The 15,632-nt window shown below is 70.0% G+C and carries 18 protein-coding genes; 7 read left to right on the top strand and 11 right to left on the bottom strand.

The genetic code is table 11. The features are described 5' to 3' along the window. Window positions 1–150: 150 nt before the first annotated feature. Window positions 151–738 (top strand): hypothetical protein, encoded by a 588-nt coding sequence (locus tag WA640_RS04225; RefSeq protein WP_335986248.1) that lies wholly within the window; start codon window positions 151–153, stop codon window positions 736–738. Between the two features lie 51 nt (window positions 739–789). Here WA640_RS04225 and WA640_RS04230 read toward each other — a convergent pair whose 3' ends face one another. The 3 genes from WA640_RS04230 to WA640_RS04240 form a co-directional block, all read right to left on the bottom strand. After that, complete coding sequence (locus WA640_RS04230) at window positions 790–1,740, bottom strand: PLP-dependent cysteine synthase family protein (RefSeq protein WP_106366100.1); 951 nt, start codon at window positions 1,738–1,740, stop codon at window positions 790–792. A 15-nt stretch (window positions 1,741–1,755) separates the two neighbouring features. Further along, entirely contained in the window at window positions 1,756–2,034 is a 279-nt protein-coding gene (locus tag WA640_RS04235) for a MoaD family protein (RefSeq protein ID WP_106366099.1), read from the bottom strand. A gap of 98 nt (window positions 2,035–2,132) precedes the next feature. Continuing rightward, window positions 2,133–2,615: a M67 family metallopeptidase gene (locus tag WA640_RS04240; protein ID WP_281260950.1), complete on the bottom strand. Its 483-nt coding sequence runs from the start codon at window positions 2,613–2,615 to the stop codon at window positions 2,133–2,135. Window positions 2,616–2,772: 157 nt separating this feature from the next. Between WA640_RS04240 and WA640_RS04245 the strand changes: the two genes are divergently transcribed. The 5 genes from WA640_RS04245 (at window position 2,773) to WA640_RS04265 (ending at window position 7,774) form a co-directional block, all read left to right on the top strand. After that, window positions 2,773–4,068, top strand: a complete 1,296-nt coding sequence (locus tag WA640_RS04245) for a nicotinate phosphoribosyltransferase (RefSeq protein ID WP_106366098.1) — start codon at window positions 2,773–2,775, stop codon at window positions 4,066–4,068. A gap of 140 nt (window positions 4,069–4,208) precedes the next feature. Then, the gene (locus WA640_RS04250; RefSeq protein WP_335986251.1) at window positions 4,209–4,982 is read left to right on the top strand and encodes a sporulation protein; all 774 of its coding nucleotides are present in this window, start codon (window positions 4,209–4,211) and stop codon (window positions 4,980–4,982) included. A gap of 204 nt (window positions 4,983–5,186) precedes the next feature. Further along, window positions 5,187–5,705 (top strand): EXLDI protein, encoded by a 519-nt coding sequence (locus WA640_RS04255; protein WP_106366096.1) that lies wholly within the window; start codon window positions 5,187–5,189, stop codon window positions 5,703–5,705. 299 nt (window positions 5,706–6,004) lie between these two features. After that, window positions 6,005–6,949, top strand: a complete 945-nt coding sequence (locus tag WA640_RS04260) for an ATP-binding cassette domain-containing protein (RefSeq protein WP_335986253.1) — start codon at window positions 6,005–6,007, stop codon at window positions 6,947–6,949. Window positions 6,950–6,988: 39 nt separating this feature from the next. Beyond that, on the top strand, window positions 6,989–7,774 hold the full coding sequence (locus WA640_RS04265) for an ABC transporter permease (protein WP_335986254.1): 786 nt from the start codon (window positions 6,989–6,991) through the stop codon (window positions 7,772–7,774). Between the two features lie 94 nt (window positions 7,775–7,868). On the opposite strand, the gene WA640_RS04270 is transcribed toward WA640_RS04265, so the two are convergent. The 8 genes from WA640_RS04270 to WA640_RS04305 form a co-directional block, all read right to left on the bottom strand. Further along, complete coding sequence (locus WA640_RS04270) at window positions 7,869–9,008, bottom strand: hypothetical protein (RefSeq protein WP_335986255.1); 1,140 nt, start codon at window positions 9,006–9,008, stop codon at window positions 7,869–7,871. Window positions 9,009–9,101: 93 nt separating this feature from the next. Then, window positions 9,102–9,722, bottom strand: coding sequence for a helix-turn-helix transcriptional regulator (locus WA640_RS04275; protein WP_181245907.1), 621 nt, complete (start codon window positions 9,720–9,722; stop codon window positions 9,102–9,104). A gap of 260 nt (window positions 9,723–9,982) precedes the next feature. Next, window positions 9,983–10,570: a DUF1707 SHOCT-like domain-containing protein gene (locus WA640_RS04280; RefSeq protein ID WP_335986256.1), complete on the bottom strand. Its 588-nt coding sequence runs from the start codon at window positions 10,568–10,570 to the stop codon at window positions 9,983–9,985. Window positions 10,571–10,699: 129 nt separating this feature from the next. Next, a complete protein-coding gene (locus WA640_RS04285; RefSeq protein WP_335986257.1) occupies window positions 10,700–11,152 on the bottom strand; it encodes a VOC family protein in 453 nt (150 codons plus the stop codon). A gap of 61 nt (window positions 11,153–11,213) precedes the next feature. Next, window positions 11,214–12,341, bottom strand: coding sequence for a hypothetical protein (locus WA640_RS04290; RefSeq protein WP_335986258.1), 1,128 nt, complete (start codon window positions 12,339–12,341; stop codon window positions 11,214–11,216). Window positions 12,342–12,418: 77 nt separating this feature from the next. Then, a complete protein-coding gene (locus tag WA640_RS04295; protein ID WP_335986259.1) occupies window positions 12,419–13,327 on the bottom strand; it encodes a hypothetical protein in 909 nt (302 codons plus the stop codon). Continuing rightward, window positions 13,324–13,809, bottom strand: coding sequence for a hypothetical protein (locus WA640_RS04300; protein WP_335986260.1), 486 nt, complete (start codon window positions 13,807–13,809; stop codon window positions 13,324–13,326). Before WA640_RS04300 ends, WA640_RS04295 begins: the two co-directional genes overlap by 4 nt. Window positions 13,810–13,895: 86 nt before the next feature. Continuing rightward, window positions 13,896–14,750, bottom strand: coding sequence for an NAD-dependent epimerase/dehydratase family protein (locus WA640_RS04305; RefSeq protein WP_335986261.1), 855 nt, complete (start codon window positions 14,748–14,750; stop codon window positions 13,896–13,898). A 54-nt stretch (window positions 14,751–14,804) separates the two neighbouring features. Here WA640_RS04305 and WA640_RS04310 point away from each other — a divergent pair, with 54 nt between their 5' ends. Further along, the gene (locus WA640_RS04310; protein WP_335986262.1) at window positions 14,805–15,599 is read left to right on the top strand and encodes an MBL fold metallo-hydrolase; all 795 of its coding nucleotides are present in this window, start codon (window positions 14,805–14,807) and stop codon (window positions 15,597–15,599) included. Window positions 15,600–15,632: the final 33 nt, after the last annotated feature.

A 15,632-nucleotide genomic window follows, 5' to 3' on the forward strand; every position in this document is an offset into this window, starting at 1 on the left:
CGCACCCTCGGGGCATCGTTGAAACCGGGGGCGACTCCGCGCCGACACGCCCGACCGCGTGGGCCATAGCAGTCCGTGACCGCTGTGACGGATGAGCACGGTGCGCCGTGAGCGAATGGACACGCATCGATGTGGACTAGGCTCCGCCGAATGCCGATCTCCTTCGACACCACCGGTCTCCAGCAGACCGGGCCCACCGCTTGGGCCAACCCGGGCAGCGACGACAAGATCGAGGTCAAGACCGTCGAGGGCCAGGCCTTCGAGCCCTCCTGGATGCACGACCTCGGGGCGCTGCGGCGCGGATTCGCCGGCATGTACGGCGAGGCCGGATGCCTCATCGAGCTGGAGCGCTACGAGATCGTCGGCGTCCCGGTCATCTACCAGGTCGTCAAGGTCCCACACCCGGCCCTGCCCGCCGGGCAGGTCTTCATGGCGATCTACACCCTCCCGAAGACCCCGGTCTACGCGCAGTTGATCTACGCCGCCGCCGAATCCGGCATGACCGGCATCCGCGAAGCCACCCTCATGGCCCAGCTCGGCATGCCCGCCGACTGGACCCGGCCGCACCCCTTCGATCCCTCACTGCGCACCCGCCTCCCCTTCCACCGCGGCGACGATCCGGCCTTCGACCGCCAGTTCCCCGACCACCCGCTCTCACGGGCCCGGGCCTGGGCCGGCCACATCGGCCGCACCATGCGCATCGACCCCGCCTTCGCCGCGCAGGCGAATCTGGGATAGCAGCGGGCCGGGCCCGCGCGATGCGCAGGCCCGGCCCATGGAATCGATGTGTTAAGCCCACACCTGGCCGTCGAGCGCGTCCACCGCGTCGTCCAGGACGTCGGAGTAGGCGCCAGTCGACAAGTACTTCCAGCCGCCGTCGGCCACCAGCAGCGCGATGTCCGCCTCGCGCCCCGCCTTCGCGGCCTCGCGCGCCAGCGACAGCCCCGCGTGCAGCACCGCGCCGGTCGAGAGGCCCACGAACAGCCCCTCCTCCGACAGCACTTCGCGCGTGCGCCGCAGCGCGTCCTCGGTCCCCACCGACAGCCGCCGGTCGAGCACCGCCTCGTCGTACAGCTCGGGCACGAACCCCTCGTCGAGGTTCCGCAGCCCGTACACCAGCTCGCCGTACCGCGGCTCGGCCGCCACGATCTGGACGCCCGGCGCGTGCTCGCGCAGGTAGCGCCCCACGCCCATGAGCGTCGCGGTCGTGCCGAGCCCCGCCACGAAGTGCGTGATCTCGGGCAGGTCCGCGAGGAGCTCGGGCCCGGTGCCCTCGTAGTGCGCGGCGGCGTTCGCCGGGTTCGCGTACTGGTTGAGCATCACCCAGTCGGGCCGCTCGGCGGCCATCGCGCGCGCCTTCGCGACCGCGGCGTTCGAGCCGCCCGCGGCCGGGGAGAACACGATCTCGGCGCCGAACGCCCCGAGCAGCTGGCGCCGCTCCAGGGACGTGTTCTCGGGCATGACCGCGACGAGCTTGTAGCCCTTGCGGCGCGCGATCATCGCGACCGCGATGCCGGTGTTGCCCGAGGTCGGCTCCAGGATGGTGGCGCCCGGGTGGAGGAGGCCGTCGCGTTCGGCGGCCTCGATCATCTTGGCGGCCACGCGGTCCTTGACCGAGCCGGTCGGGTTGGCGCCCTCCAGCTTGGCCCACAGCCGGACCCCGGGGGCGGGCGACAGCCGCGGCAGACCGACCAGGGGCGTGCCGCCCGTGGTCGCGGTGATGTCGTCGAAGCGTGCCACGGCGTTCCCTCCGGCTTACATGCCGCCCGCGACGGCGGGCAGGATGGTCACGGAGTCGCCGTCGGCCAGCTTCGCTTCGAGGCCGCCGATGAAGCGCACGTCCTCGTCGTTGATGTAGACGTTCACGAAGCGGTGGAGCGCGCCCTCGTCGGTGACCACGCGCGCGCGCAGCCCGGTGTAGCGGGAGTCGAGGTCGGTGAACAGCTCGCCGATGGTCTCGCCCTCGCCGGTGACGAGCTTCTCGCCCTTGGTCTGGGGGCGGAGGATGGTCGGGATGCGGACTTCGATGGACATGCGGGTTTCCTTTGTTCCGTGAGCAGCCTCGTGGACGCTCGAATTGTCTGGCGCGCAGCCGAACGCTGCATGGACCTGGTCCGCCCGGGGGCGGGCGCTCAGTGACAGTCGTAGACCGTGGAGTCGGGGGTGTGCGCGAACTTGTAGCTCTGGACCGCCTCGGGCGCGCCGGTGACCTCGATGGGCTCCTCGGTGATGACGCCGTCGGCGATGCGGAAGGACCGGACCTCGGCGGTCTCGGGGTCCTTCGTGGTGACGAGCACGTAGTGGGCGCCGGGCAGCCCCAGCTCGGAGGCGATCTTCGCGTCGGAGCGCGACGGGTAGGCCTCGGTGTGGGTGTGGGAGTGGTAGGCGACGACCACTTCCTCGTCGTTGTCCCACATGCGGTCGTACTCGCGCTTCCACTCTTCGGAGTCGAACTCGTAGAAGGTGGTGGAGCGGGCAGCGTTCGTCATCGGGACGTGCCTCTCCGGCGCTCCCGTGCCCTCGGGGCCGGCGATGATGCCGCACGCCTCGTCGGGGTGGTCCGCGCGGGCGTGCGCGACCATCGCTTCGACCAGCTCATGCGCGATCCGCAACACGTCAGCAAGCGTACACGCGGCGGCACGTGCGCTCCAGCCTCCGTTCAGAGCGTGAGACGAACCTCCCGACCTGCGGCGGGAGGGAATAATCCGGGGTCCGCGAGGGCCGCTCGCGCACCGGGCCCGGACCGGGCCGGGGTGCATTACGCTCACCTCTATGTCCGTCACGCTCCCCCGCACGCCCCTGTACACCGACCACTACGAGTACACGATGCTGGAGGCCGCGCTCCGCGACGGGACCGCCTCGCTGCCGTGCGTGTTCGAGGTGTTCGGGCGCCGCCTGCCCACCGGCCGCCGCTACGGCGTCGTCGCCGGGATCGGCCGCCTCGGCGAGGCCATCGAGCGCTTCCGCTTCGAGGACAGCGACCTGGAGGACCTCACCTCCCGCGGCGTCGTCAAGCAGTCGACGGCCGAATGGCTCGCCGACTACCGCTTCAAGGGCGACATCGACGTCTACCCCGAGGGCGAGCTGTACTTCCCGGGCTCCCCGATCGTCACGGTGACCGGGACGTTCGCCGAGTGCGTGCTGCTGGAGACGCTGACGCTCTCGATCCTCAACCACGACAGCGCGGTCGCGAGCGCGGCGGCGCGCATGGTCACGGCCGCGCGCGGGCGCCCGATCCTGGAGATGGGGTCGCGCCGCACGCACGAGGCGGCGGCCATCGCCTCGTCCCGGGCCGCGTACCTCGCGGGGTTCGCGGCGACGTCGAACCTGGAGGCGGGCCGCCGGTACGGGGTGCCGACCTCGGGGACGAGCGCGCACGCGTTCACGCTGCTGCACAAGTCCGAAGTGGCGGCGTTCCAGGCGCAGATCGACGCGTTCGGCACGGACACGACCCTCCTGGTGGACACGTACGACATCACGCAGGGCATCCGCAACGCCGTGGCGGTGGCGGGCCCGCGGCTGCGGGCGATCCGCATCGACTCCGGCGACCTCGACGTGATGGCCACGAGCGCAAGGGAACTGCTCGACGAGCTGGGCGCGAAGGACACGAAGATCGTGGTGTCGGGCGACCTGGACGAGTACTCCATCGCGGCGCTCGCGGCGGCGCCGGTGGACATCTACGGCGCGGGCACGGCGGTCGTGGTCGGGTCGGGCGCGCCGACGGCGCAGCTGGTCTACAAGCTCGTCGAAGTGGAGGGCCGGGCGGTCGCGAAGCGCTCGGAGCACAAGGGCACCAACGGGGGCCGCAAGATCGCGGTGCGCCGCCACAAGCCGACCGGGACCGCGGTCGAGGAAGTCGTGGTGTCCCAGGGGGAACCGGACGCGCAGCCGGGCGACAAGCCGCTCCAGACCCCGCTGTTCCGCGGCGGCGAGCTCGTGAACCAGCCGACGCTGGACGAGTCGCGGGAGCTGCTGCGCCAGCGCCTCATCTCGATCCCTTGGGAGGGACTGAAACTGTCGCCCGGCGATCCGGCGATCCCGGTCGTGCAGCGACACGGGGGCGAATAGTTCCTTTTGCGGCCCATGTAAGTTGACGCTGGATCAGGTGGCTGTCACACGGTGGCCTGCGCTTCCGGGATACGATGCGGTTGCCCCCTGTCCGTGTTCCCCCGCGACGTTCCCGCGATCCTCCGAAAGGAACCGCCCCAATGGTCTTCAGCAAGCTCAAAGCCATCCTCGGTAGTGGCATCCAAGTCGACACGCTCCTGCACGAGAAGCACGTCGTCCCCGGCGGGACCCTCAAGGGCGAGGTTCGCATCTCCGGCGCCGAAGTGGACGCCTCCGTCGAGAGCGTCGAGATCGAGTTCACCGCCCTGGTCGAGGACGACTCGAAGGGCGAGGACGAGCCCGGCGCCGTCCACGACTACTTCAAGGCCGAGGTCTCGGGCAAGTTCGACCTCGCGAAGGGCACGGCGCACCCGATCCCGTTCGAGGTGCAGGTCCCCTGGGAGACCCCGTTCAACAACGTGGAGGAGCGCCCGCTGGTGGGCGGCATGAAGCTCGGCGTCTCGACGCACCTGGCGCTGGACCAGGCCCTGGACAAGGGCGACCTGGACTGGCTGACGGTGGAGGCGCTGCCGGTCCACAAGGCGGTGTGGGAGGCGCTGGAGTCGCTCGGGTTCGCGTTCCAGGAGACGGACCTCGAACTCGGCACGATCCAGGGCGCGACGGTGCCGTTCTACCAGGAGGTCGAGTTCTGGGCGACCGAGGGCGAGTTCCACGAGCGCATCCGCGAGCTGGAGGTCGTGTTCGTGGTCGGCGAGGCGAGCACGGACGTGGTGTTCGCGGCGGACAACTCCGCGGAGCTGCTGGCCCCGGACCTGAACTCGACGATCCGCTTCTCGGTGCCCACCGACTCGGCGGACGTGGTCGAGACCGTGAAGGCGCAGCTGACGCAGCTGGCGGCGCAGAAGGGCGTCTGATCCCGGCCCTGAAATCGTGCATCCTATAGGATGTAGGATTTCCGCAGCTCAAGGCGGTTCCGCGACAGTTCGCGGGGCCGCCTTTTCGCGTGCCCGCGGAAGGGTCGGCGTGAATCTCCGGACCGGGGCTTGCACATCTCTACGTATACGTATAGTCTATGCGTATACCGAGGGCGACCCCTGGAAGGAGGTTAAGATGCCGCTATGCCCAACAAGACGATCTACGTCTCCGACAGCGACCTGCCGATCTACAACCGGGCGCAGGAGCTCGCCGGAGGCAACCTGTCCAAGGCCATCTCGACCGCGCTGCGGCGCTACGTCGACGCCGAGGAGGGGCGCCAGGAGGGCTACGAGGAGATCACCGTCCGCGTCGGCCCGGGCACCGGCCGCAACCGGCCGCGGCAGCGCTTCACCGGGGTCAAGCTCGGCGAGTGGGTCAGCTCGAACAACCAGAAGGCCGAGATCCTCCGCGTCTACCGCTCGAAGTCCGGCAAGTTCGTGCTCCACACCGAGAAGACCCCCGACTACACGCACCTGACCGAGGAGACCGGCTGGCGCAAGCTCCTGGGCCTCGGCGAGCAGACCTTCGCGATGAACACCGGCGACTCGACCCTCGAAGTGGTCGAGACGCTCCAGGAGCTCAAGGCGAAGATCCCGGCCGAGCTGTACGAGATGGTCGCGGCCAGCGCCGAGGCGCCGCCCGTCCAGGACCTCGACATCTAGCGACCGCTCCGTAAGGGCCGCAACGGCCCTCGACTCGATCCGCACCTGAGGCCACCGGGGCGGAGCCCTGCCCTTCGAACGTCCACATTGGACCCTTATTCAGGAGGCGGACCCGTGCTCGACCTCGGCCTGATCCTCACCCTCTACCCGCCGCCGCGGCCCCTGACAGCGCCCGGCCCGACTCGTCAGAGCCGTGTCAGCCCCGTGTCAGCGCCCGCCGCCAAAGTACTCACATGCCCGGCGAGGGACACCGAACCGGAAACCGAAGACCACCGCGAATACCCCCGAAAGAAGGAATCATGACCACCACCAAGACCCTGGCGATCGAAGCCGCGAACCTCACCAAGTCGTACGGCGAGAACGAGGTCCTCAAGGGCATCGACATCGCCGTCCCCGAGGGCACGATCTTCTCGCTCCTGGGCCCCAACGGCGCCGGCAAGACCACCACCGTGAACATCCTGTCGACCCTCATCCCCGCCTCCGGCGGCCAGGCGCGCGTCGGCGGGTTCGACGTGGCCGGCCAGGCCGACTCGGTCCGCGGCGCCATCGGCGTCACCGGCCAGTTCGCGGCCGTCGACGGCCTGCTGACAGGCCGCGAGAACCTCCGGCTCATGGGCCGCCTCAACCACCTGCCCAAGCAGGAGATCCGCCGCCGCACCGAGGACCTCCTGGAGCGGTTCGACCTGGTCGACGCCGCCAAGCGCCCGCCGGCCACCTACTCCGGCGGCATGAAGCGCCGCCTCGACATCGCGATGTGCCTCATGGGCGACCCGAAGATCATCTTCCTCGACGAGCCCACCACCGGCCTGGACCCGCGCAGCCGCCGCACCATGTGGCAGATCATCCGCGACCTCGTCAAGGGCGGCACCACGATCTTCCTGACCACGCAGTACCTCGAAGAGGCCGACGAGCTCGCCGACCGCATCGCGGTCCTCGACGGCGGCAAGATCGTCGCCGAGGGCACGCCCGAGCAGCTCAAGCGCCTGATCCCCGGCGGCCACGTGGGCCTGCGCCTCCACCGCGCCGACCAGGTCGAGCACGCCGCCCGCGTCCTCGACGCCGGCTCGTTCGACACCGACCAGCTCACCGTGCAGGTCCCCACCGACGCGTCCGTCGACTCGCTGCGCAAGATCCTCGACACCCTCGACCGGGAGGGCATCGAAGTGGACGAGTTCACCGTCCACACCCCCGACCTCGACGACGTCTTCCTGTCCCTCACCGGCCAGGCCAAGGCCGACGCGTAACCCCCGCCCCAGACCGAAACTCCGAGAAAGAGAACTCAGATGAGCACGCTCGCGCACACCGTCTCCGACACCTCCACCATGCTCAACCGCCAGCTCAAGCACATGCTGCGCTACCCGTCCCTGACGGTCATGCTCGTGGGCATGCCGGTGGTCTTCCTCCTGCTGTTCGTGTACGTCTTCGGCGGCACGATCGGCGACGGCCTCGGCGGCCCCACCGGCGGCCGCGAGGCGTACCTGACCTACCTGACACCCGGCATGCTGCTGATGGCGATCGTCGCCGCGGTGCAGGGCACCGCGATCAGCGTCGCCATGGACATGACCGAAGGCATCGTCGACCGCTTCCGCACCATGAAGATCGCCCGGGTCTCCGTCCTCACCGGACACGTCATCGCCTCGGTGCTCCAGTCCTTCCTGTGCATGGCGGTGCTCCTGGCCGTCGCCGTCGCGATCGGATTCCGGCCCGAGGCGACCCCGCTCGGCTGGCTCGGCCTGGTCGGCGTCCTGGCCCTGATCTCCTTCGGCCTCACCTGGCTGACCGTCGGCATGGGCATGAGCGCCAAGTCCGTCGAAGAGGCGTCGAACACGCCGATGATCCTGATGCTCCTGCCGTTCCTCGGCTCCGCGTTCGTCCCCACCGAGTCGATGCCCACGGTCATCCAGTACTTCGCCGACTACCAGCCCTTCACCCCGTTCATCGAGGTCGTCCGCGCCCTCCTGTTCGACAACCCGGTCGAGGGCTCCGACCTGATCCTCACGGCCGCATGGTCGATCGGCCTGGCGCTCCTGGGCTACACCATCTCGAAGAAGAAGTTCAACAAGCGCTAGGCGCACCGGAAACCGCGCTCCCAACACCCCGAAGGCGGGCCGCTCCGGCGGCCCGCCTTCGTTCGCGCGTCAGGGGTCCGGGGGCGGTCCGGCCTCAGAGGGACCGCGGGCGCGGAAGGCGCGCCACGTCCGGGTCCTTCGACGACCAGCCCGGGAACTCCCCCAGGTACTTCTCGGCCTTGAACTTCAGGTACGGCCACGCCGCCGGGTCGAGGTCCGTGGCGGAGGCCGTCCAGCGCAGGAACGGGATGAACAGCTCCCGCACCGCCTCCACCACCGGGTCGTCGGGCTCGAACTTCGCGGGCATCCAGCGCTCCAGGAACACGTACGCCCGCGTCGGACTCACCTTGGGCCCGTTGACCGCATGGAACCAGCACAGCTCCTTGATCGCCTCGAAATGCGCCGCCTCCAGCATCAGCTTCCCGAGCATGTGGCTCAGGAACCCCGAGGCGAACAGCGACAGCTCGTCGTCCGTCGGCTGCCGCACCTCCTCCGGCTCCACCTGCGGGAACGCGCGCAGGCGCGAGCGCCACAGCTCCCGCAGCATCAGGAACCGCGGTGCGAGCCGCCGCGCGTCGCCCTCGACGCAGAACAGGTCCCAGTCGTCGAGCGCCCGCCGCGTCCCCGCGAACACCTCCGCCGGATCGGCCTCCACCGGCTGGAACAGCCGGTCCGGCGACTTCCCGTTCCGCTCGCGGTGCAGCGCCAGCAGCCGCTCCACGTCGTCGGTCGCATCGCAGTCCACGACCATGTCGAAGTGGTACTCCGAGTAGTCCACCGTGAACGACAGCGCCTGGTCCCCGCTCGGCGCATGGAACGCGCAGAAGAACGTCAACTGGTCGCCGTACACGTCGCCGGCCTTCCAGCACTCCGCGAGCTTCATGTCCTCGCCGTACCACGACGGCGGCGACACCCCCAGCGCCTCCAGCCGCTCCAGGGCCTTCACCGCCGCGCGCCGCCCACCCGGGGCGTCCGCCAGCTCCGTCATCGCCGCGAGCATCGCCGCCGAGAACGGGCCCGGGCGCCCCAGGTAGAACTGGACGAACACGAGCTCCAGCTCCGCCAGGGACACCCCTTGGACCTCGGGCATCGTCGCGCGCGTCCACATGTTGCCCAGGAACCCCGAGCACGAGGTCTCGACGGCGAGCCGGTCCTCCGGGTCGGGCTTCTGGTCGTCGGGGTAGCCGTCCAGGATCCTGAACCACTCCTCGCGGTGTTCCTCATTGAGCGCCATGGGCATCGCCTCGTTTCTGCCGGAGGTCCGGAAGCTGCCGAGTATCGCAGCAGGGACGCTCGGTAGTCAACCGCCAACCGGGCCCCTCGCCCCTCAAGCGACCAGGCCCGACCGGAACGCCCGCGCCACGGCCTGCGCCCGGTCCCTCGCCCCGAGCTTCCCGTACATGCGCTTCGCGTGGGTCTTCACGGTGTCCTCCGAGACGTGCAGGCGCGCACCGATCTCCGCGTTGGTCATCCCCTCGCACATCGCCCAGAGGACCTCCAGCTCGCGGTTGCTCAGCAGCGAGCCGCCGCGGCCCGCGCGCTGGCGCGGCATCACCTCCTTCGCCTCCGCGGCTGCGCGACAGGCGAACTGGTACGCCTGCGCGAAGGCGACCAGCAGCGCGTCGCCGCCCGGCGAGGGCGCCCGCAGCACCCCCTTCGCGCCCGCGGCGACGACCATCGCCGCGATCCGCGGCTCGGCGTCGCCGCACATGACCAGGGACGTCTGCGGGAACCGGGAGCGCAGGTTCTGCGCGAAGATGACGGGGTTCGGCGCGGCCAGGCGGAAGTCGATGATCGCGGTCTCGACGAACTTGCGCCGCAGCTCGACGAGCAGCGACGCGGCGCAGTCGACGGTCCTGACGGACAGCGCCTGGCCCATGCGGGAGGCGCTTGCGGATATGGCCCTGGCCGCTTGCACGGTCGGGACGCAGACAACCATGGTGCTCATGGTCCTTCTCGCTTTCGATGAGTTGAGCGCGCCGCCGGTGGGGACGGCGCGACCGGTGGGAATCGGTGGGAATGGATGTGAATGGGTGGATCGGAAAGGGATGTCGTGATTAACGAGCCTCGGGCGCGCGAGTTACGCCATTCGAGGGACATCCCATGGCAAATAGTGAACAACCCGTTACTGGACCGGGTGACACCAGAAAGCGGCGCCGCCGATCACTCGGCGACGCCGCTGCAGCGGTCGGACGGTCTGGGAGGGTCTTACCAAGGCCACCACAGGAAGCGGCGTTCCCGGCGCACGACGACCTTGCTCCACGCGTTCTTTCCGGAGATGTGGAACCTGGGGCCGCCGGAGGCCGAGTGGCAGCGGTTGACCACCGCGCCGCCGTGGAGGTCGACGCCCTCGTCGATCGCCGAGGCGTTCGGCGGGAGGATGAGCGTGATCTTGGAGTGCCGGAGGTCGACGTCGAGGTCGATGTCCGCGGCGGTGAACACGGCGGTGCGGCAGTCGAGCGTGATCGCGCTGTGGGCCGCTTTGGCCTTGATGCGCGCCGGGACCCGCCATTCGCCCTGCCGCTTGACGTGCGAGTGGGAGGGGTTCAGTTCCAGGTCGGGCGCGCCGCCGCCGACCTTGGCGCGGTTAGGGACGGCGAGGGCGCGGTCCTCGGCGGGGAGGTCGGTGAGGAGGCGCTCGACCTCGGCGTAGGTCTTCGCTTCGTAGACCTCGCGGGAGCGCTCGGCGAACTCGTCCAGGTCGAGGCGGCCCTCTTCGGTGGCGGCCTGGAGCCGGGCGATGAGGGCCTCGCGTTCGGCGTTGGAGAGGCGGACGTTCGGGTCTGGTTCGGGCATCGCGGTTCACCTTCTACTGGTTCCGCGAACGAATTTACCGCCCGGTCGGGTCGGCGCGATAGGCCGCTCAGCCCGTGGTCGCGAGCTCGCGGGCGACGTCGGCGGCGGCCGCGAGGCCGCCGCCGGTGCTCAGGCGTGGCAGCAGAACTCGTTGCCCTCGGGGTCGGCCATGAGGATCCACTTGGCGCCGTCCTCGTCGTAGGCGCCCAGGCGGGTCGCGCCGAGGCTTTCGAGGCGGTCGGCTTGGGCCTCGTAGTCGTCGGGGCCGTAGTGGAGGTCCAGGTGGAGGCGGTTCTTGACGGTCTTCGGCTCGGGCACGACCTGGAAGAGCAGCCGCATGCCCTTGCCCGTTCCGCGCACCGGGTCGAAGGGCGCTTCGGGGTCGCGGACCGCGGCGGCGGTCTTCCATCCCTTGCGGCCGTGGACCTCCACGGTGTGCTCCTCGGTGACGACCCCCTGTTCGAGGAGCACCGCGATGAGCGCCGAGTGGTCCTCGACGACGTAGTCCATCGCGGCGGCCCAGAAGTCGGCCAGGCGGTGCGGGTCGGTGCAGTCGATGCAGATCTTGAACGGTACGGCCATGCCCCCGATCGTAGATCGGGGGACCGACAGCCGTTCCCCTTTCGCCCCTCCGGCCGCTCCCCTACTCCCCCTCGATGTAGGCCTGGGCGTTCGCCAGGTGGTCCTTGACCTGCTGCTCCTGGGCGTAGATCTCGGTCTGGTTCGACATGAGCCTCTCGACGTACAGGCGCGCATAGAGCTCCTCGGAGCCGTCGCGCAGGCCCGAGTCCTCGGCGCACTGCGCGAAGTCGAGGGCGATCGCGAACTCGGCGGCCACAGGGTCGGTGGTGTCGAGGCCGTCGGGGAGCTCGGGGACCTCGACGCGCTCGTCGCCTTCGTAGGCGATCGTGGTGTCGCCATACAGGTTCACGGTGGTGTACTGGTCGGTCGCCAGCCAGCCGATCTCGCTGAACTCCCATTCGCCGTAGCCGCGGTCGGCGAGGCAGCCGAGGAACGCGTCCTCCTCGTCGGCGTACTCGTCGAGCATCTCCCCGTAGATCTCGCCGTCGCCGATCTGCGTCAACGGGCTCTCATCGTTGCCGGGCTTCAGCCAGGCGACCGAGCCGTCGTCGAACTCGCGCTTCTCCGGCTCGCCGTAGACGGTCTCGATGGTCTCCAGCTCGCAACCGCCGAACGGCGGCTGTTCGAGATCGATCTCCGCGGGGTCCCCGGCGGACTCCATCGCCTCCTCGAACGCCTGGTCGTACTCGTAGCGCTCGGGGCCCTTCCACGCCTGTTCCCAAGCGACCGTGTACTCCTCGCCCTGGGCCTCGAACTCCTCGTGCTCGGCGTCCCAGGCGGGCTCCCAGTAGCCCTGGTCCTCGGCGTGGGCGGCCAGGTAGTCGGGGTCCTCGCGCATCTCAAGGGCCGCATCGGTGTCGGTCCAGGTGACCCAGTCGCCGAAGGCGAACTTCTCGGCCTGCTCGACCGTGGGGATGCGGGCGTACGGGGAGGCGAAGCCGGTGAAGCGGTTCGGGACGGCGTTCCCGAAGAGGGCAAGCGGGTCGTGGACCGTGTAGCCCTCGTCCTGCATGCACATGGAGCCGACGCGGTACTCCGCCTGGACCAGTTCCCAACTGAGCGTGGAGATGTTGACGATGCTCTGCTCGATCGCCTCGATGTCCTCGTCGGTGACTTCGACGGGTTCCTCACCGCCGCAAGCGGTCAGGAGGAGCGGGAGCGACAGGAGCGCGAGTGCGGGTCGGCGCATGGCGTGGCCCTTCGACGGGGAGGCGGGACATCAGAATAGATGCGCCGAAACCGCCCGAAGGTTGCACGCGGCCCGGATCAGCGGCAGGCGGCGAGGCGGTCGAGGAGTGCCGTGGTCTTCTCGAACTCCTCGGCGAGCTTGTCGGTGAGCAGGGAGAGGGCCTCGTAGATGCGGCCGGCGGCGAGGAGCGTGTTCACGATGTCCAAGGCGAGCCGGGTGAGCTTGCTGCGGGTGGAGAGCAGCACGTCGACCACGGACGAGGGGTTCCCGAGGATCATGGAGATCAGGCTGACGGCATCCATGATGGACTCCACGTAGAGGGTCTTCGCGCGGTTGTTGAGGGCCTGCGCGAATTCGGCGGTGCGCTCCATGAGCTCTTGCAGGAGAGCGGCGACGAGGCGCGCGGTGAACACGGCGTCCTGGTACTCGGCAAGACGCTGGACGGCGGCATCCCTTGCGGCGCCTTGCCATTGGACATCGAGCATGTCGGCGACCGCGCCGCTGAGATGCTGCGACAACGTGTTCAGAGCGGCCTCGGTCTCGCGCCACATGGTCGCGGAGAGGCCGAGCCGCTCGGGGTTGCACAGCGCCAGGCCGACCGCGTCCTGGAGCGGCTGGGCGGCGGCGAGCAGGATGTCGAGACCCATGCTCGCGACCTCGCCCGCGATGGAGGCGGGGTCGGGACCGTCGTAGTTGGCGTAGGCGAGGTCCACGATCTCCGACATCTGCAGATACAGCGCGACCAGCGACTGGGCGAGGACAAGCAGGTCGTCGTGGCTGGCGTCGCCGTCGAAGAGCCGGTCGAGGGGTTCATCCCCGGCGTCGAGCTGGTCGCGGATGTTCTTGATCCGCTTGTAGTACGGGTCGCCGTCGCGGCGGGCGCGCACGAGGTCGTCGATGCCGTAGCCGGTGTCACCCTCGGCGCTCGTCTGGCTGCCCCAGCCGGTGTGGCGGGGCTTGTCGGACATGTCGATCGGGTCGGTCACGGCGCGGTCCTCGGATAGGCGCCGTCGCTGCCTCGCGGGTCGCCGCCGGTGCCGGGGCCCGGTTGCGTGGCCGGGCCCGGGCCGGGGTGGGAGCCGGTGCCGGGACCGGGCTGCGTGGCCGGGCCGGGGCCAGGGTGGCTGCCGGTGCCGGGGCCCGGGCCGGGGCGGAAAAGGTCGACGATCGCGCCGAAGTCGATGCCCGCCTTGCCGTCCGCGTCCTCGTAGTCGCCGCAGGAGCCTTCGATGCCGGAAGCGAGGCCGTCGAGGGCCGGACCGAGCCTGCCGAGGACGGCGCCCGCCCGCGCGGCAGCGTCCTCGTATTTCCCGGCGAGCCCGACGCCCGCGGGTCCCCACGCCCACTTGGGCGGGTCCGCTTCAGCCGCATAGGAGGCGACCTCGTCGAACTCGGGGGCGAGTGCGCGCAGCTGGGCGGCCGTCTCGCGGAGGGCGGAGGTATTCACTTGGAAGCCGTTGTGTCCCATGGACGGTCTCCCCGGGTGCGCGACGGGCCCGAGGGGCGGGCCCTATCGCCCACTATATGGAGGTACGGCCACCTGCAGGGGGCGGCTCAGACGTGGTCGCGCCAGGTGTGCTTCGGGTCGTAGCCGAGGAGCCTGCGGGCCTTGTCGATCGAGAGGAGCGTCTCGTGGCCGGAGACGGGCCGCTTGAGTTCGAGGTCCGGGTAGTGGGCGGCGACGAGGTCGGCGGTCGGGGTGGTCATGACCGTGTCGGGGGAGGCGATCACGAAGACCTCCTTGCCGGTGCCCTCGCGTTCGAGGCCGAGGCGCACGGCCAGCGCGCCGTCGCGGGCGTCGATGTAGGACCAGAGGTTCCATTGGCGCAGTGCGGGATCGTCGTTGAAGGACGGGAACTTCGCGTAGTCCTCGGGGTACATGACGTTGGAGAACCGCAGGCCGGTGGCCTTCAGGTCCGGGTTCCAGCGGCAGAACTGGTCGACCATGGTCTCCTCCATGGTCTTGACGAGGGAGTAGGTGGATTCGGGGCGGGGCGCGTACTCCTCGTCGACGGGGAGGTACGGGGGCGGGGTCTCGAAGGGGAGGCCGAGGACGGTTTCGCTTGAGGCCCAGACGATGTTGTCGATCCCGGCGAGGCGGGCGGCGGCGAACACGTTGTAGCTCGTGAGCATGTTGTTGCGGAAGACCGCGGAGTTCGGCTGCAGGCCGGGAGCGGGGATCGCGGCGAGGTGGACGAGGGCGTCGACGCCGTCGTAGCGGTCGTCGATGCGGGTGAGCGCCTCGACGGCCTGACCGTAGTCGGTGAGGTCGATCTGGGAGTAGGGTTCGTGGCCGTCGGGCGAGGGGCGCCGGTCGAGGTTGACGACGTCCCAGCCGTGCTCGACCAGGTGGCGGACGACCGCCCTGCCGAGCTTGCCGCTGCCTCCGGTGACCGCTGCGCGCGCCATCGCGCCTCCCCTTGATCGTGGCTTGTGCGACACCAGTGTGGCAGGATCATGCGGATGACGCCAACGCTGGACCTCGGGTCGCATCAGATCATCGCTCTGACCGACGGGGTGGGGCCGTTCCTCTCCTCGCGGGCGGAGGCGTTCCCGGACGCGACGCCGGAGCAGTGGGCGGACGCGGACGCGCTCGATCCCGATGCGGTGGACGCGAACGGCGAGTGGGTGCTCCAGTTCCGGGCCTTCGCGATCCGCTCGGACCGGGGCGTCACGCTGGTGGACACCGGGATCGGTCCGGCCGGAGCCCCGGCGGCCTCGTGGACGCCGGTGCCGGGGCGGCTCCCGGAGGAGCTGGCGGCGGCCGGGATCGACCTGGCCGAGGTCGACCGGGTCGTCTTGACCCATCTGCATTCGGACCACATCGGCTGGGCCGTGGTGGGCGACGACAAGCACCCTTACTTCCCGAACGCCGAGTACCTGTTGCAGCGCAAGGAGTTCGAGGCGATCGAGGCGATCAACCCGAAGCTGGAGGGCCAGATCATCGCGCCGCTGCTCGGCGCCGAGCGCCTGCGCCTCCTCGACGGCGACACCCTGCTGCCCACCGGCGAGCGCGTCGTGGCGACCCCGGGGCACACCCCCGGCCACCAGAGCGTCCTCGTCGAATCGGGCCGCGACCTCGCCGTCGTCACCGGCGACCTCCTGGTCCACGCCATCCAGCTCGCCCACCCCGCCCTCGAATACGCCCACGAGATGGACCGCCCCGCCGCCAAGCGCTCCCGCGAGGCGATCCTCGCGACCGACGCCGTGCTCCACCTGGCGACACCGCACTTGACCAGGCCGTTCGTCAGGGTCTGACACGGGCGCGTGCGGGGGTGACATGCGCGTGCA

Origin of the sequence: Glycomyces sp. MUSA5-2 (assembly GCF_037034145.1) — a bacterium.
GTDB classification, from domain to species: domain Bacteria; phylum Actinomycetota; class Actinomycetes; order Mycobacteriales; family Micromonosporaceae; genus Glycomyces; species Glycomyces artemisiae.